The organism is Vibrio celticus (assembly GCF_024347335.1).
In the GTDB taxonomy this organism is placed as follows: Bacteria; Pseudomonadota; Gammaproteobacteria; order Enterobacterales; family Vibrionaceae; genus Vibrio; species Vibrio celticus.
Genome location: NZ_AP025464.1, coordinates 1,270,452 through 1,294,884 on the forward strand (window position 1 = coordinate 1,270,452; position 24,433 = coordinate 1,294,884).

Consider the following 24,433-nt stretch of genomic DNA (forward strand, 5'->3'; position numbering starts at 1 on the left):
TTCTTGATCATCAAACGCCACATACAAAAAAGCTCCAATAGCGATATTGGAGCTTTTTATTTGTCTCTATCCAGCGTTAACGCCAGCTAAACATTCGCACTTCATTGCCTTCTTCAGGTGTCTTAGGAATGTTTAAAGACAACGCCAAAGAAACCGCCGCCATCGCAGCACCGATGTAGAAAACCGTTGCAGGAGACGATAACCAAATCACACCAAACACGACCGGAATAACAACCGCGGCAATATGGTTGATGGTGAAAGAGACACCAGCGGTTGATGCCATGTCTGCCGGGTCTGCGATTTTCTGGAAGTAAGTTTTGATCGCCAGCGCCAATGCAAAGAACAGGTGATCGATCACGTAAAGTGCCGCCGCCCATTCCGCGCTTTGCACCAAACCATAACCCACAAACACACCAATCAAGCCAACATACTCGAAGATCAACGCTTTACGCTCGCCAACCACACCGATAAATCGACCAATGCGCTTCGCAAACAAGAAGTTAAATAGGTAATTAACCAAGAACAACAATGTAACGTCGGCAGCCGAGTAACCAAACTTCTCTACCATCAAGAAGCCTGTAATACGGTGAAGATTTGTCTTCTCGCGCCGCTCATAAACGTTAGCGCGTAGTAGAGCCAGTAACGCTTTCGCAGTACCAACTTTTTATTCTGTGGCGTCTTGGTCTGAAACTCAGGGAAGCCAAAGGTCATCACCAAAACCAGAATAAAACCAATACCGCCAGTAATACCGTACACCCAAGCAAAGTCGAGCTTCAGCTGTTCTAACATCACCCAGATAGATCCGTAAGTGATTAAAGATGCCAGTGCGCCGACTGAGATCATCTTACCTAGCATCTCTGGCGCTTCTTCTTTACTCAGCCATTGCAGTGACAAAGACTGCTTCAGCGTTTCAAAATAGTGGAAACCCGTCGACATCAAAATAGTGGTAAGCAAAAGGCCTGTCAGTGAAGGGAATAAACCGGTAATCGCGGTGCCCACAGTGAGCATCGCCAGCGATATCAACATGAAACGTTGCTCACGAATGAAAGCCAACACAAACACCACAGTAAACGCCAAGAAGCCCGGAATCTCACGCACACTTTGCAGTAAGCCAATATCCGCACCATCAAAGTTCGCTTTCTCAATCACGAAGTTATTAAGCAAAGCCATCCAGCTCGAAAACGCGATCGGTACAACAATCGAAATCAGTAATAAAAAGTTTTGCGGCGTTTTCCAGCTCGCGGTTCTATCGAACATTGACGGACTCCTGTTCGTCTAATTGAGTGAGCACTCGTAAGGTCAGCTGCTCAGTATAAGGGTTAATCTTCCAATGTTCTGGGCTCCAGCCTTTTACGAAGCGTTGGAAATCAGCCCACGCCACGTAAAACATTGGTCGCCATGCAGCTTCTACCTCATCAAACGAAAGCTGTGGCTGATAGTGCGCCAATGCTTCTTTCAAGTATTGGAAGTAAGTGTCTAAGACTTGTGATTCAAGCTCTGCGCAGTCTTGCGGCCTCACAGCACTGCTCATGAACAGGGAGACATCTTTCATCGCACAGCCGTGACCCACATATTGAAAATCGACCGCAGCCGCGCGCTCGCTTTCTGAATCAAAACAGAAGTTGGCTAGCTTAGCATCGCCATGGACCAAGGTTTGATATGGGCACTCTCTGAGTAGACGGTCGATGGTTTGTGCTTGATTCTTTAGTGGGACATCTGCCAAAGCATTGAGCTCATCAGGACGTGTATCTAGATGCCAATAAGTACCGACTTGCCACAATGATGACGACTGTTGTTGATTGATATTGATGTGCTTTGCGTGAAAGTTAGCGAGCCATTTAAGGCAAGCATCGCGTTGTTTTTGCTCTTCTCTTGTGTAACTAGATACCTGATAGTCAGAAGCAGCAAGCACATCAAACTGAGAGGTTAACGGAAAACCTATATCCGCTAAGTCTTGCATCACAATCAGCCACTCATTCTCTTCTAGTTCACATTGCAGCCCAACAGGTACAGGGCAGCGCTCATCCCATTGTTGGGTGAACGACTGATACCAAGCTGTTTCCACTTGGTAAGAGTGTACCTTTCGTTGGTGAGAGAGTTTGGTATTCCAACCCTTTGGGTGTTCGGCTTTATCTGGCAAAGCGACATGTTTAACAATCACGCTTTTCAGTTCAGCATGGCCTTCTTGAGAAAAGATCAAGCGAACTAACTCGCCATATCCACCCCATAGGCGTTGAATCACTTGGACATCAAATCCTTCATGACACCCCAACGAGGTCGCAATTTTTTGATAAAGCTCATTTTGATAAAAGTCTTGTTGATAAAGCTCTGACTGATTTTGACTTGAACCCGCTTCAGGTTGAGCTCGATTATTCGACGATATTGATTGAGACATATTACTCGTTGTTATGCTTTATCGGATAGAAGATGTGACCACTGTGGCTGCCTATTCATGTAGTGAACCACATAGCTACAAACCGGCACAATTTTGAAGCCCGCCTGTTCAATTTCAGGCAATACCGACTCCATCATCACCTTACCAAAGCCCTTGCCTTGCAGTTCATCAGGAATGCGTGTCGACGTGATATGTAGTACATCTCCGTCCTTTTGATACTTAACGACCGCGAACTGGTTGGGTTCTAACTCTACCGTGATCTGGTTTACTTCTTGATCCCATTTTACTGCCTGCATTCTCAACTCCTGCAAATAATTGATACGACAAACAATAAAAGTTTGAAGTATGAGTTCCTTGTAATAGACTAGCGCAAGTGCATATAAATAAAACTAAGTACTTACAAACACAGCAAATAATTCAGTGCAATCGGCTTAATACAAAATCAGCAATGATAAAAGGCACTCTATAAATCTATGTGAGTACGTCCACTAAATCTAGCACGTAATAACCCCTTGCTAGCAAGTTACCAGTATAACTAACAGACGCATGTTGGCGCATGGAGAACATATAATGAACGCACCCCTGAAGAAGCCTTTGGAGCATAATCAGGCACTTCAAGACCCTCGTAATCGCACCGTTTCCACTATCAATAGCACTGATGCACTGGCCATGATTGAGCACGGCAGTGAGCTGACATTAAATGTCTCGACTCCCGTTGGCACGAAGTTTCTCGCCACCACCAAGTTTATCGGAACGCACAGTGATAACTGTATTGTGGTTGAGGTTCCCGAGGTATCCAATGAAGATCTGAACTTTTTCTTTCAAGAAGGTTTTTGGATGACCGCTCGTGCGTATTCTCTACGAGGTGAAGGCGCGCTTATCCACTTTAGAAGCCAAATTCACCATAAAATTGGTGAACCCTTCCCTATTCTGGTGCTTTCGACACCAAGCACGATGCAAGTGACTCAGCTACGTAAAGAAACACGCTATGAAGTGAATCTGGCTTCAAGAATCATCTTCAACGACCAGCGAGCAAACTGTGAGATAAGAGACTTATCGAAAAGTGGTTGTCGTTTCGTGACCTCACCGACCTCTCGTGCGATTCAGATTGCCGATCGAGTGTCTATTGAGATAACCCCTGAGAACTACAATGGCCCACTGATTCCGCCACTGCGAGGCATCGTCTGTAACCTACAGAAATCGACGCACTACGCTCGATACGGTGTTGAATTTGATGATATTGGCCGAGCTAACGCCAAACACTTATTGGCAAAACTGAAGTTCGATGGCACCAAGCTCTGCTTGCGAAACGGGTAACGCCTTTTAAGACGCGACTTTCACCGAATACAGCAAGCTGACCAAATACAAATAGCTCACTAGCGAACCAAATCGTAACCAACAAAAAAGCCATCGACTCTATAATCGATGGCTTTTGCGTTTTGGCTGTTTATCTGTTTGTTTATCTATCTATTTAGCTTAGCTATCAAACTATGTATCTATATATTCAAGCTATTTACGCAGTGCGTTCAGCTTCGCTTGGGCGATACCAAAGATAGTATCAATTGGATAGCTACCCTCATCACTTGCTTCACCTGCGGCTTTGCCTGTGAACAGCTCAATCGCTTCTGTTACATGGTCAATCGCCCAGATATTAAACTCACCCTTTTCAACCGCTTTCACGATATCGCTGCGCAGCATCAAGTTGTGAACATTAGAACGCGGGATGATCACCCCTTGCTCATTTGAACGCCCTTTGATTTCACACACATCAAAGAAACCTTCAATTTTCTCGTTCACACCACCAATTGGCTGAGACTCACCAAACTGGTTCATCGAGCCAGTAATCGCGATGTCTTGACGGTTTGGCTGCTTAGAAAACGCTGACACCACCGCACAGAACTCGGCCATACTCGCACTGTCACCATCGACGCCACCATACGATTGTTCGAAGGTGATGTTAGTGGTGAGCGGGACTTTCGCTGTCTTACCAAACACAGAAGAAAGGTAAGCCGACAAGATCATCACCCCTTTCGAGTGAATACTGCCACCCAGGTCTACGTTTCTTTCTATATCAATCACTTCGCCATCACCGTAAGCGGTGGTTGCCGTGATTCGGTTCGGCGCACCAAACATATGATCCGTCGTGCTGAGTACAGACAGCGCATTCACTTGCCCAACCGCTTGACCATCAACATGGATTAGCGTGGTGCCGTTAGTGAAGGTTTCCATCACACTGTCTTGCAGTCGTCCGACACGCATCTGTTGGTTAGATAACGCTTGGTCGACGTGTGTCGCACGAATCAGGTTCGATTTTGAGCCTCTCGCCACGTAATTTGATTCACGAAGCAGATTAGCAATGTGTGCCGAGTGCAGAGACAATTTACCTTGGTCACCCGCCTGACGAGAGCTGTGCTCAATGATGCGAGCGATCGCTTTGCGGTCACAATGCAGCATGTTGTTGTCGTGCACGATGCTCGAAATAAAGCGCGCGTAATGCATTTCAGAATCGGGAGTACGCTTCATCTCATCTTCAAAATCGGCCGTCACACGGAATAGTTCACCAAACTCTGCATCGTAGTGTTGCAGCAGTTGGTACGTTCGGTAATCGCCAAACAGGATGATCTTAACGTCCAATGGAATCGGCTCTGGATCAAGCGATACCGCCCCCGTTAAGGTCACCTCTTTTTCTAATGAAGTGAAGCTCAATTGACGTGAACGCAGTGCTCGTTTCAAGCCTTCCCAAACGTACGGTTGCTCAAGTACCTTTACTGCATCCATCAGTAATACGCCACCGTTGGCTCTGTGTAAGCTACCTGCGCGAATCAATGAGAAGTCAGTAAATACGGTGCCCTTGAACGTTGCCGTTTCTACATAGCCAAACAGAGAGTGATAATTTGGATTCTCTTCCACTACGATCGGCAGAGTCTCCTCCTTTTGGCTCACAATCACGTTAACCTTGTAGCGACGCGGCATTTTCTTATCCAAAGAGGCCGTTGCAACTTCTGCTTGCTCCGTGCTCTCTTCTAAAAAGATGTCAGCGTTGTCGACAATGTCTTTACGCAGTGCCGTTAGGTACTTTTTGATGTCTGGATATTGGCTGTAATCCTTCTTCAATTGCTTGATGAAGTGAGTGATCACATCTCGCGCCGTATCATCATTCAGCTTTTGAATTTTCTCAGTGTACGTCTCTTCAAGTTCCGTCAGTTCACGAGAGATGGTTCGTAGGCCGACTTCCAATCCATCAATGGTTTTATCAAATTGATCTTGTTCTTCCGGCGAAAGCAGATCGAAGCTCTCTTCGGTATGAAGATCATCACCATTCATTGCCACAAATTGGTAATCACCCTGGGTGGTGATCGTCAGGTTAATGCCCTTGTCTTTCGCTTCTTGGCTAATGCTTTCTAACGCGGCTTGTTGCTTAGCTGCCAGTTGATTTTTAAGCCTGTCAGCACGGCTAAAGTACATCTCGTTATCAAACGCTAGAGGCATACCTTTCAGCAGTTTACGCATCAATTTTTCAATATCTTGCTTTAAGCTGCTGCCAACGCCACGCGGCAATTTCAGTACCTTAGGTGTACGAATATCTTCAAAGTTCGCGATATAACACCAATCAAAAAGCTCCTGCACTTCTTGAGGGTGACGGTTCAGATAGCGCAAGATCATGGTGCGTTTACCCAGACCATTTCGCCCTATCGCATAAATGTTGTAACCCTTTTCCTTGATTGACATCGCGAACTCAACGGCTTTTTGTGCCCGTTCCTGCCCGACGATTTCGTCAATTGGAGCCAGTTCTTTGGTCGACTTACATGGTAGCTTGTCTAAATCCGCCACCTGATACAGCTGTTCTGTATTGAGTCTTTGCATCGCCATCGCCGCCTCCTTAGTCCTTCATTACTTGGGTGTAGATAAAATCAGTGTAGATGTAATTTCCTACAAATTTAGTGACTTACGCTACACAGCTGTTCAACTGGACAAATAACACACAATTTAAGCCATTTTTAGGAATAGCTCGTCATTTAATTCACCAACTTAACATGTGAATGATTTTAATTTGCAATTGATAATAAATATCATTAACATTTTCAAATATTATAAATTGAGGATGTGGATATGGAAATTGAACGATGCTGGATGCACTACCTAAAAGCTGAACAGTTAATGGAACAAGGTCACTGGCCTGAAGCACAGCGCCTGTATGATGATGTTCTAACCTCACTTCCTCATCACATCCAAGATGCAGCATACCAAAGCGATATCAAGCCTTGCCAATTTGCCTGCCTGCTTGCCGGGTTGAGAGACGCAAGTGTCGCTCAATCAGAGATACTCAACCGATTAGGTCAGCATCAACAAGCCTTCGATACCTTGAATCAATCTTACGCTCTGATGCAATTTATCTCTCTTGAGAACACTGAGCTGATTCAACGTACCTTTGGATTATTGGAAAAGCAGAGCGAAGATTTGCTCAATCACCTGATCGCTTTTTGCAGCGCTCAGCGCAGTTCGCATTGGATGCTCGAACTAGAACAAATTCAACGTGCTCATCACCATTTTGGGCAACTTAAAACAACGTCAGAAGTTCAATCTTCACCTAATGTCTTAAATTGATAAGGATATATCATGTCGGACCGGGCCATACTTAAAGTCAATAACCTCTCCGTAAGTTTCAAAACCAATGATGGAATCATTGATGCGGTCAAAAAGGTTAACTTTACCCTTAATTCAAGCGAAACCTTGGCCATTGTTGGTGAATCAGGTTCAGGTAAATCCGTCTCTTCCAACGCGCTGATGCGTTTGCTGCCTGATAACGCGATTATTGATAAACAATCAGACATCGAGTTTGAGGGAGAATCGATTCTTGGAAAAACTGAGCGAGAAATGCAGTCGATTCGTGGCGATAGAATCGGCATGATCTTTCAGGAGCCGATGACCTCTCTCAATCCTTACCTTCGTGTTGGCATTCAAGTGGCAGAAGCCATTATGTGTCATCGCAAGGTATCAAAAGCAAAACAGCGCGTACTAGAGCTCTTCAATCTGGTTCATTTACCAATGCCAGAGCAGGCTTACACCAAGTATCCGCATGAATTTTCGGGTGGTCAGTTACAGCGCATCATGATCGCAATGGCACTGATCAATGAACCGGATATTCTAATTGCCGATGAACCCACCACTGCATTGGATGTGACTGTTCAGGCGGAAGTACTTTCTCTTATCAAAGAGATTCAAGGCAAAATGGGTATGGCGATTTTGTTCATCACCCATGACCTAGGCGTCGTGAAACACTTTGCCGACCGTGTACTTGTCATGTGTAAAGGGGAATTGGTTGAAGAAGGGCAAACGCAAGAGCTGTTCGATAACCCTAAGCACGACTACACGCGCATGCTGATTAACTCTATTCCGAAAGGCGCTAAGGTTCCTGTTGAGGCGACAGCCCCAGAGCTATTGTGTGCTGACGACATCCGAGTTCAATTCTTGGTGAAATCACACTTCATCAAGAATAAAAGTCAGTACTTCGAAGCTGTAAAAGGCATTTCGTTGAATCTTAAGCAAGGCGAAACGCTAGGCATTGTTGGTGAATCTGGTTCAGGTAAATCAACCCTTGGACGTGCATTAATAGGCTTGCTGCCAAGCAGCGGACGCATTGTTTACAAGGGCCAAGACGTTAGCTTGTTGAACGACAAAGAGCGTCACAAGCTCAAAAAAGATGTGCAGATGGTGTTCCAAGACCCTTATGGTTCTTTATCACCGCGCATGACGGTTGGGGAGATCATCACCGAAGGCTTAACGGTGCATCAACCTCATCTAACCAAGAAAGAGAGATTAGAAAGAGCGCGCAAAGCGTTGATTGAAGTTCGTTTAGAGCCAAACTCAATTAACCGCTACCCGCACGAATTCTCAGGTGGACAAAGACAACGTATCGCGATTGCTCGCGCGCTGATTCTTGAACCTTCTTTTATTTTGCTGGACGAACCAACTTCGGCACTCGATCGCTCAGTACAACTGACCGTGATTGACCTACTCAAAGACATTCAAGCTAAGCACAATATCGGCTTCCTATTCATCAGCCACGATCTCTCGGTAGTGAAAGCACTGTCGGATCGTGTATTGGTGATGCAAAAAGGCGAAGTGATGGAAGAAGGGGCTGCAGAAGAGATTTTCAATGCGCCGAAAAACGACTACACCAAGAAACTGATCGCAGCGTCATTCGACTTAGAAAATAAATCGAAAAAAAATGCCGCTTAAAGGGAACTAATCAACATTAACAGCGTCTTATAAGTACATTCTGAATAATCTCCTAATGGATTGAACTCTAGAATGGATATAGCAAGACTGGTTTGGCCGCCAAAAGAAAAATGTCGCATGGATGCGACATTTTTCGTTTCTGGCGTATATAAAAATCAACTCAGTGATTCGAGCCCGTGATTATGAAGGTTTGCTAAAGTTGACGGACTTTTAACAGGTTAGCTGATAGTCGGGTCACCGTCGCAGAGCGGCTTCGTTCAACTCGTTTTTGGACTGAAATGAGTTTCGGAGAACCAAGTATTAGCAAATCACGAATTAGAATAAATATGGAAAGCCACTAAGCTCACTGTCCAATATTGTTTTCACACAAATCTGACATTGATGGATACCATAAGCATCGATATAAACATCAATATATTGTATTGTTATATCCGTATTTATACTTATTAGGATTTTCTATGTTGATTCACGAATTTTCGAATAAGGACGTTACCGCTGAGCATGTAATTTTAGCTCAAGCAATACTAGCAGGGACTGCTCAAGGTGATAAAAGTAAAGCACAGCGCTTTATGATTTTTGTAAATGAGATTCCCGATGCGCCGACTGTGCAAAGCCTGATTCCATGCTTTAGTCAACTTATGAAGCGCTTTAAAGCCAGCTGACATTCAGAATGCGTTACACAGGGATGTGTAATTAAGATCACCAATTCCCCCCCTAACCACTAACTACTTTTAAACTCTATCTGACCCTATGCTCCCTCTATATCTAGCCATTGTTGTCGGAGGAAAATAGAGTTTGATCAATTTTAAAAACGTTTCTGGACAAAACTTTCTTAGGGTAATCCCTTAATTAGAGAAATTCGGATAACTATTGGTATCGGAAAGTCGCTTAGTTCTGCTGGCGTAGATCAGCTTACCCTTTCGTCAACACATTAAAATCAAGGGTGACTTTTGTCATTTTTAAGGCTGAGAAGGAGCTCGTTAATTACTCAGTCAACAGCCTATACTGGAAAACTTAAGGCGTATTTCTAAATTTTAATATTTGATTCAATAACTTGTAATAAAACTGAAGCATTAATTTCATATTTCAGGGCTAATTTCTTTCACACTCGAAATAAATTAGGAAATGCGCAAAAGTGAAATTCTTTTACAACAGTCCACTCGTATTGTCAGCAATGACACTAGCGATACTTTCTGGCTGTAACGAAACTAAGACTGAATACGTAGACAGAGAAATTGCTGAAAGTATCGATTCTGGCCCATACGGTTGTACTGACGCTGAAATAGCAGAAGCGCCCAATAAAGATTGCCGTCTCTACATTAAAGGTTCGATGAACAGCTGGTCTGCACGACCTGAAGCACAGTTCCATTATCAAGGTGATGGGATGCACATAGCACTGTTTAAAATGGAATCAGGAAGTTATTCCTTCAAACTTTCCGACCCAGATTGGAGTGAAGAGCGTGACATCGCGATATCGAAAGAACAAGATAGCTCGGTAACCACTGATGTGTTGTATGAACTTCAGCGAAAATATGACGAGTTTGAAAACCAAAACATGGATATTGCTGTTGATGGCCAAGACCAAATCTTTAAGTTCTCCCTTGATGCGAGCTCTGGCGTCAACAACCCAACTATTTATATTGAAAACATCACGGATTCTGACGTTGAAGCGCTAACCAGCCCAGTCTATCTCTCTGGTAATTTTAACGATTGGGATACACCTGACGCTTATCAGTTTGACTATATGGGTGCTGGCAACTATCAAGCAACAGTGTCTTTCGAGCAAGACCAAGATATCCAATTCAATTTAGTTCAAAACGTTGACGGCAATGAATTGGTTTATGGCGCACTAAAAAATCAGCTCATCGATCTAAAAGAAGGAGCTTCGGCACTGACCACCTATCCTGGTGGCGTGATTCATTCTTCTGTCGTGGCTGGTACTTACGTTTTTGGTATCTCAACGTTGGGGGATGGACAACTCGCTATTCCAGTATCAATTTCTAAAGTTCGTGCTAACTCGGGTTATGACAAGGTTACTGCTATTGATACGCCGATCAATCTTGGTGCCGATGGTAGCACGCATACGGTGAACTACGACTGGCAAACCGACTCAAGCTTTGTTGGTGTTGATTTACAAGATGACACAAGGCATGACAACGAGCAGTTTCGTCAAATCGCCACCGCCGATTCGCAAGGCCGTTATCAAGTCACACTGACCGCCAACAAAGGGCTTGATTCTGAAACAGTCGATCAACACGATGTTGATGTGGTTGAGATGACACCAACAAACAACGTGATTCTAATGATTGGCGATGGTATGGGTTACGCACAGCTTGATGTAACTCGCGCGTTCAATGGTCAAGCACTGTTTATGGATTCAGCGTCTCATGTCGGTCAAATTCATACTGCTAGTGCTGATACGCTCGGTTATGAAAAACTAGCAGGGCTTGGTATGCAATACTATACCGACTCAGCGGCAGCTGCGACAGCAATGTCTACTGGCGTGAAAGTTGTCTCTGGTACAATTGCACAAGCACGTCCAGGTGATGGTTCAGACTTAGAAACTATACTCGAAGCCGCGCAAAAAATGGGTAAATCTGTCGGTGTAGTGGCAACTTCTCATTGTGTGCATGCAACGCCAGCGGCTTTCGTCGCCCATGGCCCAAATCGTAACGATTTCGAGCAACTTTCTGACAGCATGTTTGGTGATGTCCAGCCAAACCTTGCGATTTGTGGTAGCAAACAGGTCAAGGATGTTGACGTTATTAGCCGAGCAGCTAAAGACAATGGCTACACCGTAGTAAAAAATAACACTGAAATGCTAAAAGCAGTAGAAACACTTCCAGAGCAAGACCCTAATGCTTCAATCAAATTTGCTGCTATTTTTGGTGAAGATGAAATTCCTTACGTATTTCCAACCGAGTATCAAGCGCAACAAGGCTGGAACTACGAAAGCCTTGATATTCCGCATGTCGAAGAAATGACTAAAGTCGCAATTGATATATTATCGCGTAACCCGAATGGTTTCTTCTTAATGGTTGAAGGTTCACAAATCGATTTTGCTGGTCACATTAATGATGAAAAGCGCATGATTCATGAGACGATTAAGTTCGATCAATCAGTAAAAAGTGCTGTTAACTGGGCAGAGACTCGCGACGATACAATGGTGATTGTCACGGCTGATCACGAAACGGGAGGGTTAGAACTACTTAAAACTAATGGCGCTGGCGAAGTACCAGAAGTAAGTTGGCTGTGGGGTAACCATACTAATGTACCAGTACCAATTATGGCATGGGGTGTAAACAGCGATGTTGTTCATGGTCGCTCGGTCGATAACACCTCAGTACACAGCATCATGCACGGTGCTTTATCTTCTAATTAATCGCGTGTCAGTGGATAGCTTGTCTATATAGATAGACAATTTACGCGCAGTCACTATCGGCACAGTAGACGCTGCTACTGACTGTATTTATGAGAAATTCATTTTACTACGCTTTCGAGGTGCCCCTGAAATACGGGGCCTTTTTTATGAAAAAAATGATCAACTCCTTTATCGTGCTTGGCCTGATGTTCAGCGACACGATACACGCCGAGCAAGCAATTTTGTCTTGGCTTGATATGGTTCCAATTGAAGAACGTCACTCGTCAATGCCAGTGAGCGTAAACCACGAAGAATCGTTAGATGCTCGTATACCACAAAGTCTTGTCGGTAAAACAATTAGTGCGTTAAACAATACTGAGCAACGTATTGCGGGCTTTGTTGTACCTTTAGAAGTCAACGGGAACAATATTGAGTCATTTCTGTTGGTGCCTTTCTTTGGCGCTTGCTTGCACGTTCCCCCACCGCCGCCTAACCAAATTGTGTATGTCGAACAAACGATTGACTACATAGACCCGTGGGAGCCCATCGTGATCGACGGTACTCTTAAAGTAACAGCTCAGCAACAACAAGAGATCAGCAGTGGCTACCAGCTTGTCCCAAGTGGCGGCATTCAGTTGTTGAAAACGTTATAAATACAAATCCACTATACTCAGTTAACTTGAATGTACTCGACAGAGCATCTGAAAAGCATCATTAATTCTAGACGTCAGTGAGCCTGCAATCTCCTGCTTCTGGCAGAGTCAAAGTAAAAAATGATTTATAGCCGCGTTGAAATCCTGCTTACTCTTTTTTTGACGATATTCTAGCGTTTTATCTGCGGATAATAACGTTACTTTTCGAATACGCTTTCATGTTGATAGAGCTGAGCTATCAAGTCGAGTACATGCTGAGTTAAATGTGCAGCGTCTGTTCCAGTTGTTACCTAGAAAGATCAGTGTCTAATTCAAACTATTAAGATTCTGGATAGAGACTGCTTAGCTTATCGTTCTTCAAACCATCCCAATTACACCGTCGCCTCGTACAGACTAGGATAGCCCAAAGTGTGTGACTCACTTAAATAGAAATGAATGACACCAGAATAGATTCACGACACGCTGACGGAAGTTGAACTGGCACGCAAAGGGGCAGAAGTGTTTTAGCTTACCTGCCCTATATTGAACAATGTGAAGACGCAAATATCAGCTATGAGGATAGCTTTACTCAGCGGCACTCCGGCCATGGTTCGCATTGACATCAATACGAACCATCAAGGGCGCACACCTTGATGCTTTTCTTGAAATTAACGATACAAAGACTTAGTCGACTCTCTGACGATTAAATCAATCGGAGGTAAACGAGCTTCATGTCGCTCGCCTGACAGCAAGTTCAAAATCGACTGAGCACACACCTCGCCAATCTCTTCAATTGGCTGCCTTAATGTTGTTAACGCGGGTGTGAAATACTTCGACGTTGGCAAGTCATCAAACCCAATAACTGACACATCTTCTGGCACTTTATAACCGTGATCGTGTAGCGCCTTAATCGCACCGTAAGCCGTTTGATCATTGGCGGCAAACAGGGCTGAGAAGTAAATCTTAGATTCGATTAATTCCACGGTTTTCTCATAGCCAGTTTCACTACTGAAATCCCCTTGTTTAACGAGTTTTGGCATCACTTTAATACCCGCCTCTTGAAGTGCTTTCTTATAGCCTTCAAAGCGATTTCCCGAATCCGGTTGACTTGAAAGCCCCTTAATATGAGCAATGTTCACATGTCCCTGTTGTAACAAGTGCAGAGTCGCCATATAGCCACCCAGCACATTATCGATATTGATAGAGCGAACATTATCTTCAACGATGTCGTAACCCACCGCGACAATCGGAATGTCTTGAGCGTACTTAGCGATGTCGTCTTTGGTAATACTGCCCGTCACGATGATCATGCCATCTACGTTACTTTTCGCTAAGTACTCCAGCGCATGTAACTCGAGCTTTTTTTGCCAGTGCCCCGTCGCGATCACCAATGAGTAGCCTTGGGCAATCAGAGTTTTCTCCATGTCGTTGAGGATCCGACAGGTATAAGGGCTGTCAGGGTTTTGTACCAATACACCAATCGTCAATGAACGGCGGTTGATGTTCTCTTGCATTTGAAAGTTAGGTTTGTAGCCTGTGTCTTTGATCGCTTGCTCAATGTTCTGGCTTTTATCATCCGACACATAAGTGGTTCGATTAAGGAAGCGAGACACGGTGCTGGGAGAAACACCAGCCAGTCTTGCTACATCGTATACTGTTGTTTTTTTTGTTTTAGTGCGCATCTCGATACCCTAATCAAGTGACATTCGGGGAGCTTTAAGCTCCCCATCAGTTTCAACCTGCATACCACTGCTTTCGTTGAAAATCGTGTCATTAAGTTAATACAAGTAGGCGAAGATCATCCCCGGTCTAAAGTAGCGACCAGCCGTGTATTTCAAGCCAGTACTCAGTAGCCATTTGTGCAGGCTAGCCAGCTTTTCTAATGGGATTTCACCGCTCAACATTTTAACAAAATTATCAGTATCTTTCGTCAATGTTGGGTTGATACGACCGTCAGACAGCACACAGTTTTGATATTTAAGTACACTTAGCCAGTTTTTCGCATCATTTTGCGACAATTTAAATGCTTCTATAAGATCTTTCTCATTGACAGACACAGAGCAATTGAACCCCTCTGGCGCTGCAAATGGAATTTTCGAATAGTCATAGAGTGCGGTATACACGGTATCCATCAATGTTTCTGCTTGCTGCGATTTACCCGCTAAGTTCAACGCTGTTGCCACACTAAACTGAACACCAATCCACACATCTTGTGCCTGAAATGCTTCATGTGGAGAGCCATCGGCTAACGTCATATTCGCAACACCCAACTCAGGACTGTTAATTTCGAAGTTATGCTTATAAACATAGTCCAATGCGCGTTGGATATTTTCTTGCGGGAAAATACCTTCTAAACCGATGAGCTTAAGGTAGCTGTCGGCCAACAAGGCATCGCCAAAGCTGTTGTCGGAATCTGGCACTAAATCTAAGTATTCTTGTGTAAAAGCTTGTGGCGCGGTCTCACTCAGCAAGCGTTTCTTGGAGATTCTTTGAGATACCTTACTGATGTTGATGGAGGTATCCGTTTCATTGAGATAAGCATTGAGCGTGTTCTTGTCAGCAATCGCATCACCAGTCAAAGTCAGGCCTAAGGTTTCCAGAGCTTGATAGCCAGAACCGGTTAGATGCTTGGCTTGAACTGGCGTCACGAAGAAGTGGTAGTAACCCTCTTTCTCATCCCACAAGCTTTGCTCAACGGTTGCCAACGCCTTTTTAGAACGCGTTAAGTAGCCCGAAGCTAACTCGCTTTCATTCATCAATTTTGCAAGTTCGCTTGCCGCTTGTAGACCTGCCACCCAAAGGCTCGCGCAGTAAATAGAGATGCCGTGAGACGCAAGGTTATCAAAGGTATCGTCTGTACCACGGGTTAGCGGTAAATCATCACCTTCAGCAATCAAGTTCGATAAGAAATCGATGCTTTCAGTTACGGCTTGCCAGCACTCTTTAACCACAGAGATATCTTGGGTGTTTTGATAATGGCGGTACACCATCAAAATGTATTTCGGCGCTAGGTCCTTCCATTCTTTCACGTTGTGCCAACTGTAAGCATCTGGCTGGATGTCGAATGGGCTGCCCAAGTCGTGGATTACCGCACCTCGAATGGCACGCACGCCTTGGTACTTGTCATCAATCAATTCGGCATTAGGCGTCGCTTCGTATTCCCAGTATCGGCGCTGAGTAAAGTCTTCGGCCAAAATCGCTTTCGAGAACTCTTTCATCACGCAGCCATCAAGCTCAGGCAACAAATAAAGCAATGAAAATGAACCGTAGAAGTACACATCCAGCGAGTTAAAGAATGGGTAGTCGACACACTCTTTCACCAAGAATTTATCTTCTTTATCCCATACCGTTGATTCGGCTAGGAAGGACAATGAATTCATTGCCATCGTCGCATAACGCAATGCCGATTCAGGCTGCGATATCTTGCTTTGAGCTTGTTCGAGGAAAGCCGTTTGTTGTTCGACGATCTGTTGCTCAATCGCTTCTAACTCTGGTAATACATCTTCTAACATCGGCAGAGCTGGTTGCATTTGCGGGTAAAATTGCGTGTAAGCCTTATCTGAATACCAGCCATTAAGCATGACTTTGCTGTGCGCCATTACCTGTGCAAAACGCAGATCAACAGACTCACCCGCTTCCAATTCAACCTGAACCACCACCAATGCGCTCAGAGCCTCACGCCCAGTGTAGATGCCGGTCTGGAACTCAGTGTTTGTGCGGCCTGTTTTCAGTGCGAACTCTGTTTGTTGAGCACTCTTAGAGGTGTAAAGCGTTGGCTTAACAGAAATCGAGACCTTGCCAGATTCCGTCAAATGGTTATCCGCTTGAACACCAAACACCACTTCGCCTTCAATATCGCTCTGATAAGGCGATTGGCTAGAAAGCTGAACACCGGTAAAGCTGTGACTTTCGCCTTTTAAGTTAACCACTTCATGCTGCTGAGCGATCGGATTTTGAGATAAGGTACACGCCGAATCTTGAATGCCATCGCGACCTTTTTGATAGGTTGAACCAATCAAGTTTTGTAGCGGTTGAGCAAGCGTAATCACGCGCGTTTGCGATGAATTATTGGTTAATTCGAAGTGATTCCAGTGCATCGGTAAAGAACAAAGGCGTTTGTTCTCTTTAACGATCGGAGATACTACCTTACGCTTTATATTAATATCTTCGAAGCTGCTGTATTTATATTCAGCCAATGGATACAAAGCTTGATATTCTATATCACTGCCATTAACGCTATCCATATCATTATTATCACCCGCGGTAAGTGATAATAACTTCGTTGTATCATTTATTAGTAAACCATTAAAGAAATCTAAGGCGACATATAATTGACAAACTATTGAATCTGAATCTTCTTCAATCAACAATTGAGTCTTATTTGAAAATTCAACGTTCCACTTTGTAAAGTTAGCTTTATTTTCTTGGTAGAAGCGACCATTTTTTAATGCTGCTCGAATCAGGTTAATCGCATTCGATATGTTTTTGCTTTGGATCTTCTTGCCATCGAACAAGGCAGGATAAAAGTTTAGGTGTACGCTCAGCTCTTGCTCATCAATGACTTGCAGCGTATCGATAGTCGGCACATTCATCACGGAAGCATAAAAATCATTAAAATTAATAACTTGCTCTGAACAATCAACAAATATTCCCGGAATAAAGCTGAAATTTGGTGTTTTGCCGTTTGGCGTCAGTGTAAATGTGTTACCAATTCCGCCCACCGCCATACCGGTATTTTCTGGTGTGGTAGAAATTGGCGTGTACCAAGGTTGAATAAATTCAACTGCATCACCTTTTTTACATAAGTGTTCCGAATTTCCTGAGTAGCTCGTATATGGAATTTTATTATTCATTTTAAAACCGCCATTGAATATTTTTTTCTTCTTGTTAATATCTTTTTAAAATGGAGACATCAACATGTTTAAAATTATAAATGAAAAATTTGGAAATATTGACTCAGTCACATTAATAAACCACCAACATGGTATAGAACTTCAAATAATCAATGGATTTGGTGCTGTTATTAATAAATATACCGTAAATAACAGTCCATTCTCTTTTATTTGTGGTTATCAGAATTATGATGAACTGATCAACCAACATCCGTTCTTTTCCCGCAGTGCTAAATTATTCCCTTTTCCAAACCGTTTAAACTTAGGTCGTTACAGTTTCGATAACCAAAACCATCAACTCCCAGCTAACTTTCCTTGGTCTGATCACGCCGTACATGGCCTGCTCTACAACCAACCTTTTTCAATCACAAACAGCGTAGCCACTGAAGAATCCGCCAGTGTGACGTTGCAGTATCAAACGTCATCTTTGCATCCTGCTTTCCCGTTTGCGTTCAACCTTGAAGTCACCTTCACTATCGATATCACGGGTAAACTCACTTCCTCAACGACCGTCTCTAATCTTGGTGATTCTGCATTCCCATTCGGTGATGCTTGGCACCCTTATTTCTCACTCGGCACTGAGCTAGCACAATGTGGACTCGCTATGTCGCCTTGCTCTGAGGTCATACACGAAAACGACCTACCCAATGGTGAAAAACTGGCTTTTGACTGTTTGTCTTTGGGTGACTCACTCACCAATCAAAGCTTAAATCACTGCTTTGAATTTGATTCCAAGGCAACCAACCAACTTGCGTTTACACGCTCAGATTCGTCTGCCGCTATTCGCTATCAACAAGATGCAAGCTACCCATTCGTTCAGCTGTACACGCCGACTAGCGAACAAAGTATTGCAATAGAACCAATGACTTGCCCAGCTGATTCATTCAATAACCAGATAGGCTTATTGACGCTTAGCCCGAACCAATCTCAGACCTTTACTTGGCAATGCCAAGCCAGCTATCAACCACAGTGATGCAACCAAAATAAAGCGACACTAAAGAGAAACCAAAAAGCAATAAAGGGCGCATAAAGCGCCCTTCTCTTTGTTAACCTAAAATCACCTCGATGGTGTGCTCACCAGAGGTAAATACTGGCGCTTTATTACCTGAAATCAGGTCACCATTTACCTTCATCTCTACCACACCTTTGCAGACGTTATTCGGGTTAGTGACATGAATATGGTATGTCGCACCACGGAACTGACGACGGACTTTGAATTCAGGCCATTCTGCCGGAATACATGGGTCCACCAGCAAGCCATCCACTTCAGGGCGAACACCCAGAATCCATTGCGTACCCGCAACGTATGTCCAAGAAGACGTACCAGAAAGCCACGCATTTCGGCCTAAACCGAACTGTTTGTGCTCGTCACCCAGAATGTTCTGTGGGTAGCAGTAAGGCTCAGATTCAAAGGTATCAATGTCGTCGTTCTTAGACGCTGGGTTGATTTGACGGTAGTACTCGTAAGCACGCTCACCGTTACCCATTTTCGCTTCGGCGATCATCACCCAAGGGTTGGAATGCAGGAAGATACCGCCGTTCTCTTTCGCACCTGGTGGGTAAGTTGAAACACCACCTAGCTGCGGATCAAAGCCGTTGTAACCAGGAGTTGAAAGCTTAATGCCATTCGCTGTATTCAGCTTGTTGTAAACCGAGTCTAGGGCTTGCGTTGCACGCTCTTGAGTCGCGAAACCAGAGATCACAGGCCAGCTTTGACCGTTAGTGTAGATCTGCCCTTGCTCATTTTTATGAGAGCCGATTGGCAAACCTTGCTCATCAAAGTAACGAACAAACCATTCGCCATCCCAACCGCACTCATTCACCGTACTCTGCATCTGTTGGTACTGATCGTTAAACTTAGCCGTCAGTTGCACTTCGCCACGCAGCTCACACAAATCCAACATGTCGAGCAGTGCTTTGCCGTACATGTTAGCCACCATCATCGACTCAGCACCGGTTGGCAGGTTCACCGTGTCGTTCCAGTCAGCAAAACCTAGCAGCGGTAGGCCGTGCTCGCCAGTATTGGTGTAGGTAAATTCAATCGCTCGGCACAGGTGGTTCCAAACCGTTCCCGTTTCGACTGGGTTGCCCGCTTTGTCTTTTTGATAGAACGGGATCTCTTTATTCAAGAAGTCTGCATTGCCCGTTTCTTTCACATATTGCGTGACCGCGTAGATGATCCACAGGTGATCATCACCGTAGTAATCCGGGCGATCTTCCTCTTCACGCGAGTCACCCGCGTTCGCTTCCATCGTTGATGGGAAGAACTGATGCATCGCAGAACCGTTGGTGTTTTGCACAGATAACAGACGCTCGATGAATTCACGCGCTTCTTCTGGCATGTGCGTAATTACGCCCAATGTATCTTGCGAAGAATCACGGAAACCAATGCCACGTGCGCCATAGCCAAGCTGGTACAGAGACAAGTAACGAGACCAGTTTTTGGTTGTGTGACACTGACGTGGGTTATGTACGTTCAGCATCGAGTTCATTGCCGGATCTGGCGTTTCAACCTGAACCGCTTGTAGGTAACCATCCCAATGTTCAGCCAGTTCAGCGAAGGCCGAGTCAACCACTTGATGGTCACGATATTTAGCTAGTAAAGGCAGTGCATCTTCTAGGCTCTGTTCTTGCGCGATTTGTACAATCGTACGTTCGGTCTGCTCTGGAGATAACCAACCTAGACGCAGGTTCAGTGCGCCAATGTTGTCGCCACGCAAACACTCGGTGTTGCCTAATTCATCATTGTTTAGTGCTTCTGGTGCTGCCCATGTGCCGTAGCCCAAATTCCCTAGGAACGATTGGCGATCACCATCAAAAGACGTCGCAAGGCGATCCGCTGTCATCAGGTTCACCGCGTAGTCACGCTTCATGAAAGCATACTGCTCAAGCACGGTATGACCCGACTCTTGCTGGTGTGCTTTTAGCGTCATGGTTTGTGGAACCCAGTCCGCATTGAGTAGCTGTTTAAGCGCATCGAAGTGCGTGAATTCGTACACAGGCACTACATCAACGTGCAGTGCTTTGTCTGAAATGTTGGTGACTTTGATGTCTTGTAGCAGTACTTGGTCAGCTTTTGGTACAAAGAACGTCGCTTCACAACGCACACCAAAGGCTTCTGCAATGATGGTGGTGTATGACAAACCAGTGTGGTTTTCAAACTTATCTAACGGCTTCAAGGTTGGCGTGTAGAAAGGTGAGAACACCTCTACGTTGCCCTCTTCATCACGCACCTTAAGGTATAGGGTCGAACCTTTAAAATCTGAGTTTGGCAGTTGAGCAATGTACTTAGTGATGCGGTTGAGTGCTGGATCACCTTTACACAACAACACGCCGCCATTGCTATCTACAATGCCACCGAAATCTAATGTGCCCACATAGTTACACCATTTGATCGGTGTACACGGTGTGGTTGCTACGTATTCTTTGTTTTTATCGTCAAAATATCCGAATTTCATCATCACTATCCCTAGCCCCTCTCAAATCAGGAGGAGCCAAAACAATTTGTCGTAAGTTGGTTGGTGTCAGCTCAATGGCTGATTTGAATTAACTGGCTAGCTCGTAATTAGCTAGCTCGCTAGCGAGTTCTCACTCAGTGCGTCAAACAAGTGGAAAGCATCCAAATCTAAGTAAAGTGTCAGCTCTTTCACATCCACTTCAGCGGCTTGGGTTTCAACCATCAGCGGTTGACCACCAATTTCTGTTTTCAGAAGAATGCTCGCGCCAAGTAGTTCCTTGTCTTTGATTTTCACAGGGAATGGCAGTACGCGATCGTGGTCGACTTGCTCAGCACGTAGGTGGATATCTGTTGGACGAACACCAAAGTGAAGCGCTAGGTTTTTAGACGCCAGAGACTTAAAGCGATCTGGCAGTGGGATATGAACATCGCCAAGTTCAACAAAGTATTCGCCTTCTTTTTCAATCAGCTTGGCTTCCAACATGTTCATTGAAGGGTTACCAATGAATTGCGCGACAAACTTGTTAGCAGGGCGTTGGAACACTTCCGTTGGCGTACCAACTTGAGCCACATAACCGTCTTTCAGGATCACGATGCGATCCGCCAGTGTCATCGCTTCGATCTGATCGTGTGTTACGTAGATCGTGGTGGTTTTTAGTTCACGATGTAGGTGTTTGATCTCTTCACGCATCACGCCACGCAGTTTTGCGTCTAGGTTAGATAGCGGCTCATCAAACAAGAACACTTTAGGTGTACGAACCATCGCACGGCCCATTGCCACACGCTGACGCTGACCACCAGAAAGCTCTTTCGGCTTACGGCTTAGTAGCGGGTCCAGCTCTAGCATTTTCGCCGCTTTTAGAACTTCTACGTCGATTTCTGCTTTCGGCATGCCTTTCAGTTTCAGGGCAAACGCGATGTTCTCGTAAACGGTCATGTGTGGGTACAGAGCGTAGCTTTGGAATACCATCGCCAAGTCACGGTCTTTCGCATCGACTTTATTCATCAACTTGCCGCCAACCACAATGTCACCAGAGCTGATGCTTTCAAGGCCAGCAAGCATGCGTAGCGTAGTCGATTTACCACAGCCAGATGGACCAAGGAAAACCACGAATTCACCGTCTTCAACCGTAAAATCAAACTCTTTTACAACTTCAACGTCACCGAATGATTTTTTGATGTTCTTAAATTCTACTTTAGCCATTATCTGTTCTCCTCAGCGCGCTCTAGAAGCATATTTCGGTACGCAATTGCGCTCTGTTTCAATGTTCTTTCTTGGGTGGTGTAATCAACGTGGACAATGCCAAAACGCTGGCAGTAGCCGAATGCCCACTCAAAGTTATCCATCAGGCTCCAAGCGAAGTAACCATCGACTTTCACGCCCGCTTCAACTGCGTTGTGAACCGCTTCGATGTGGCCTTGGAAGTAGCGAACACGTTGATCATCCATCACTTGTCCGTTAACACGCTCGTCGTTACCTGCAGCACCGTTCTCTGTGATGTAGATAGGCGGCATATTTTCGTAACGCGCATCCAGTCTTACCAATAAATCGGTTAGGCCCTGTGGGTTGATCTCCCAACCGATGTAAGTGTGTTCAGCGTCAGTCTGTTTCACTGATTCAATATCGCCATTCTCGTTGAAGCGAGCGACATTACGTGTGTAGTAGTTGATACCAATGTAGTCGACCGGTGCACTGATGATGTCTAGATCGCCCTCTAGAATCATCGGCATGTTCATCGCTTGGCGCTCCACCACTAACTGCGGGTACTCGCCTTTCAATACTGGGTCGATGAACCAGTGGTAGTTCTCGGCTTCGCAGTAGTCTGCTGCCGCTTGGTCTTGTGGTGTCAGCGGGTAAGCTGGCGTCGCGTTAAATACCACACCGTGCTTAGCGTGAGGCGCATTGTTACGAAGGATCGGCATTGCTAAGCCGTGTGCCAACATTAGGTGGTGAGACGCTAAGTAGCCCTCTTTTTCACCTTTGATACCTGGCGCGTGTTCGCCCCAACGGTAGCCTAGGAATGCAGACACAAACGGTTCATTGAGCGTGGTGTATACGTCGATGGTATCGCCAAAGTACTTGCTCACCACTTCAGCATATTCAGCGAATTTGTAAGACGTTTCTCGGTTTAACCAGCCGCCTTTGTCTTCAAGGTATTGTGGTAGATCCCAGTGGTACAAAGTCACATACACCTTCATGCCACGAGCATGACACTCATCGATGATCTGACCGTAAAACTCAAGGCCTTGCTGATTCACCACACCGTCTTGCGGCAGGATACGTGGCCATGCAATTGAAAGGCGGTAAGCATCAACGCCTAAGCCTTGAATCATCTCGATATCTTGTTTCCATAGGTGGTAGTGATCACACGCCACATCACCATTGTCGCCATTATCGACCTTGCCCGGCTTCTTGCAGAAAGTGTCCCAGATAGACGCTGTACGACCGCCTTCTTCAACGCCGCCTTCAATTTGGTATGAAGATGTCGCGACACCGAATACAAATTCCTTACTGCGTAACTTTGAATCACTTGGAAGTTGAAATTTATTCATTGTTATAACCCTTAAACCTAACCTTTAACTGCGCCGGACGTTAAACCACTGATCATCTGTTTCGATGCGAACAGGTAAGTAATCACGAGTGGTAAAATTGAAATTGTGGTACCTAGCATTACCGCGCCCCATGGCGTATTCGGAATACCTTGAACGCTTCGTAGCGCCTGTGTAATTACGTAATTATCTGGGTTATTTAGAACCACGAGAGGCTGCATAAACATGTTCCAGAAGAAGACGAACTGAACAATCGCAAGCGTTGCTAATGCTGGTTTCATCAGTGGCAGTACCACGCTCCAGTACGTTCTGAACTCGCCTGCACCATCTAGCTTCGCCGCTTCTAATAGCTCTTTAGGAATCGATGCAATCACGTGCTGACGCATCAAAAAGATACCAAATGGCGTGGTGGTGAACGGTAGCCATACCGCCATGTGGTTATCCAGCAAGCCTAAGAATTTCACGATCATGAAATAAGGGATCAAGCTAAGCACAGGCGGAATCGCCATCGAGCCAACCAGCATGCCGAACAACACGTTCTTACCGCGAAACTTAAACACAGCAAATGCGTAACCACCCATGCTACAGAACAGCAGCGAGATAGTTGTGCCTAGGAACGCCACGTAAATCGAGTTAAACATCGCTTTCCAAAACGGCATGATTTCTAGCAGTTTTGCGTAGTTGATTGCCAAGCTATCGCCAACAGCAAAGCTGATGCCCGAACCAAAGATTTCCGAACGATCACGTGTTGAAAGCAGAGCTGACCACACAAACGGGAACACCGTAATGATTGCAGAAACAACCAGTAATATTCCGAGCATAACCATCAAGATCTTAGTCATGATGTACATGGTGCGTTCGCTTGGCATTAGGCCACTTAGTGGTGAAGTATTTGTCTTAATTGAT

Annotated in this window: 16 protein-coding genes and 1 pseudogene; 7 read left to right on the top strand and 10 right to left on the bottom strand. The window is 45.0% G+C overall.

What is annotated here, in order from left to right; all coding sequences use genetic code 11:
- Positions 1-76: 76 nt before the first annotated feature.
- From OCV19_RS21640 to OCV19_RS21650, 3 genes and pseudogenes are all read right to left on the bottom strand, one after another.
- Positions 77-1,257 (bottom strand): annotated as a pseudogene (locus OCV19_RS21640) (MFS transporter).
- Positions 1,247-2,395, bottom strand: coding sequence for a phosphotransferase (locus OCV19_RS21645; RefSeq protein ID WP_065676307.1), 1,149 nt, complete (start codon positions 2,393-2,395; stop codon positions 1,247-1,249). Before OCV19_RS21645 ends, OCV19_RS21640 begins: the two are co-directional and overlap by 11 nt.
- 11 nt (positions 2,396-2,406) lie before the next feature.
- Positions 2,407-2,691 (bottom strand): GNAT family N-acetyltransferase, encoded by a 285-nt coding sequence (locus OCV19_RS21650; RefSeq protein ID WP_004732803.1) that lies wholly within the window; start codon positions 2,689-2,691, stop codon positions 2,407-2,409.
- A 274-nt stretch (positions 2,692-2,965) separates the two neighbouring features.
- On the opposite strand from OCV19_RS21650, the gene OCV19_RS21655 reads away from it, so the two are divergent.
- Positions 2,966-3,712 carry a flagellar brake protein gene (locus OCV19_RS21655; RefSeq protein ID WP_017065025.1) on the top strand — a complete coding sequence of 249 codons (747 nt, stop codon included), beginning with the start codon at positions 2,966-2,968 and terminating at the stop codon, positions 3,710-3,712.
- A gap of 192 nt (positions 3,713-3,904) precedes the next feature.
- On the opposite strand, the gene OCV19_RS21660 is transcribed toward OCV19_RS21655, so the two are convergent.
- Positions 3,905-6,265 (bottom strand): Lon protease family protein, encoded by a 2,361-nt coding sequence (locus OCV19_RS21660; RefSeq protein WP_017061577.1) that lies wholly within the window; start codon positions 6,263-6,265, stop codon positions 3,905-3,907.
- 240 nt (positions 6,266-6,505) lie between these two features.
- On the opposite strand from OCV19_RS21660, the gene OCV19_RS21665 reads away from it, so the two are divergent.
- From OCV19_RS21665 to OCV19_RS21685, 5 genes are all read left to right on the top strand, one after another.
- Positions 6,506-7,000, top strand: coding sequence for a hypothetical protein (locus OCV19_RS21665; protein ID WP_065676308.1), 495 nt, complete (start codon positions 6,506-6,508; stop codon positions 6,998-7,000).
- A 12-nt stretch (positions 7,001-7,012) separates the two neighbouring features.
- Complete coding sequence (locus tag OCV19_RS21670; RefSeq protein ID WP_065676309.1) at positions 7,013-8,635, top strand: ABC transporter ATP-binding protein; 1,623 nt, start codon at positions 7,013-7,015, stop codon at positions 8,633-8,635.
- Positions 8,636-9,093: 458 nt separating this feature from the next.
- Entirely contained in the window at positions 9,094-9,297 is a 204-nt protein-coding gene (locus OCV19_RS21675) for a hypothetical protein (protein WP_052880474.1), read from the top strand.
- Positions 9,298-9,770: 473 nt separating this feature from the next.
- On the top strand, positions 9,771-12,017 hold the full coding sequence (locus OCV19_RS21680; RefSeq protein WP_206377661.1) for an alkaline phosphatase: 2,247 nt from the start codon (positions 9,771-9,773) through the stop codon (positions 12,015-12,017).
- 146 nt (positions 12,018-12,163) lie between these two features.
- Positions 12,164-12,649 (top strand): DUF3299 domain-containing protein, encoded by a 486-nt coding sequence (locus OCV19_RS21685; protein WP_065676310.1) that lies wholly within the window; start codon positions 12,164-12,166, stop codon positions 12,647-12,649.
- A 647-nt stretch (positions 12,650-13,296) separates the two neighbouring features.
- On the opposite strand, the gene OCV19_RS21690 is transcribed toward OCV19_RS21685, so the two are convergent.
- On the bottom strand, positions 13,297-14,310 hold the full coding sequence (locus OCV19_RS21690; protein WP_065676311.1) for a LacI family DNA-binding transcriptional regulator: 1,014 nt from the start codon (positions 14,308-14,310) through the stop codon (positions 13,297-13,299).
- A gap of 96 nt (positions 14,311-14,406) precedes the next feature.
- On the bottom strand, positions 14,407-17,481 hold the full coding sequence (locus OCV19_RS21695) for a GH116 family glycosyl hydrolase (protein WP_065676312.1): 3,075 nt from the start codon (positions 17,479-17,481) through the stop codon (positions 14,407-14,409).
- A gap of 64 nt (positions 17,482-17,545) precedes the next feature.
- Here OCV19_RS21695 and OCV19_RS21700 point away from each other — a divergent pair, with 64 nt between their 5' ends.
- Positions 17,546-18,493 (top strand): aldose 1-epimerase, encoded by a 948-nt coding sequence (locus tag OCV19_RS21700; protein ID WP_065676313.1) that lies wholly within the window; start codon positions 17,546-17,548, stop codon positions 18,491-18,493.
- A 73-nt stretch (positions 18,494-18,566) separates the two neighbouring features.
- On the opposite strand, the gene OCV19_RS21705 is transcribed toward OCV19_RS21700, so the two are convergent.
- The 4 genes from OCV19_RS21705 to OCV19_RS21720 form a co-directional block, all read right to left on the bottom strand.
- On the bottom strand, positions 18,567-20,981 hold the full coding sequence (locus OCV19_RS21705; RefSeq protein ID WP_065676314.1) for a GH36-type glycosyl hydrolase domain-containing protein: 2,415 nt from the start codon (positions 20,979-20,981) through the stop codon (positions 18,567-18,569).
- A 108-nt stretch (positions 20,982-21,089) separates the two neighbouring features.
- On the bottom strand, positions 21,090-22,181 hold the full coding sequence (locus OCV19_RS21710) for an ABC transporter ATP-binding protein (protein WP_048611927.1): 1,092 nt from the start codon (positions 22,179-22,181) through the stop codon (positions 21,090-21,092).
- On the bottom strand, positions 22,181-23,530 hold the full coding sequence (locus tag OCV19_RS21715) for a GH1 family beta-glucosidase (RefSeq protein WP_065676315.1): 1,350 nt from the start codon (positions 23,528-23,530) through the stop codon (positions 22,181-22,183). The genes OCV19_RS21710 and OCV19_RS21715 overlap by 1 nt, the downstream gene beginning before the upstream one ends.
- A gap of 17 nt (positions 23,531-23,547) precedes the next feature.
- Positions 23,548-24,396 (bottom strand): carbohydrate ABC transporter permease, encoded by an 849-nt coding sequence (locus OCV19_RS21720; RefSeq protein WP_170926829.1) that lies wholly within the window; start codon positions 24,394-24,396, stop codon positions 23,548-23,550.
- Between the last annotated feature and the right edge of the window lie 37 nt (positions 24,397-24,433).

Coding starts and splice junctions, on each gene's coding strand:
- OCV19_RS21705 (WP_065676314.1), bottom strand. CDS start 20,981: ATGATGAAATTCGGATATTTTGACGATAAAAACAAAGAATACGTAGCA.
- OCV19_RS21715 (WP_065676315.1), bottom strand. CDS start 23,530: ATGAATAAATTTCAACTTCCAAGTGATTCAAAGTTACGCAGTAAGGAA.
- OCV19_RS21675 (WP_052880474.1), top strand. CDS start 9,094: ATGTTGATTCACGAATTTTCGAATAAGGACGTTACCGCTGAGCATGTA.
- OCV19_RS21690 (WP_065676311.1), bottom strand. CDS start 14,310: ATGCGCACTAAAACAAAAAAAACAACAGTATACGATGTAGCAAGACTG.
- OCV19_RS21645 (WP_065676307.1), bottom strand. CDS start 2,395: ATGTCTCAATCAATATCGTCGAATAATCGAGCTCAACCTGAAGCGGGT.
- OCV19_RS21660 (WP_017061577.1), bottom strand. CDS start 6,265: ATGGCGATGCAAAGACTCAATACAGAACAGCTGTATCAGGTGGCGGAT.
- OCV19_RS21685 (WP_065676310.1), top strand. CDS start 12,164: ATGAAAAAAATGATCAACTCCTTTATCGTGCTTGGCCTGATGTTCAGC.
- OCV19_RS21695 (WP_065676312.1), bottom strand. CDS start 17,481: ATGAATAATAAAATTCCATATACGAGCTACTCAGGAAATTCGGAACAC.
- OCV19_RS21655 (WP_017065025.1), top strand. CDS start 2,966: ATGAACGCACCCCTGAAGAAGCCTTTGGAGCATAATCAGGCACTTCAA.
- OCV19_RS21665 (WP_065676308.1), top strand. CDS start 6,506: ATGGAAATTGAACGATGCTGGATGCACTACCTAAAAGCTGAACAGTTA.
- OCV19_RS21650 (WP_004732803.1), bottom strand. CDS start 2,691: ATGCAGGCAGTAAAATGGGATCAAGAAGTAAACCAGATCACGGTAGAG.
- OCV19_RS21710 (WP_048611927.1), bottom strand. CDS start 22,181: ATGGCTAAAGTAGAATTTAAGAACATCAAAAAATCATTCGGTGACGTT.
- OCV19_RS21670 (WP_065676309.1), top strand. CDS start 7,013: ATGTCGGACCGGGCCATACTTAAAGTCAATAACCTCTCCGTAAGTTTC.
- OCV19_RS21720 (WP_170926829.1), bottom strand. CDS start 24,396: ATGCCAAGCGAACGCACCATGTACATCATGACTAAGATCTTGATGGTT.
- OCV19_RS21700 (WP_065676313.1), top strand. CDS start 17,546: ATGTTTAAAATTATAAATGAAAAATTTGGAAATATTGACTCAGTCACA.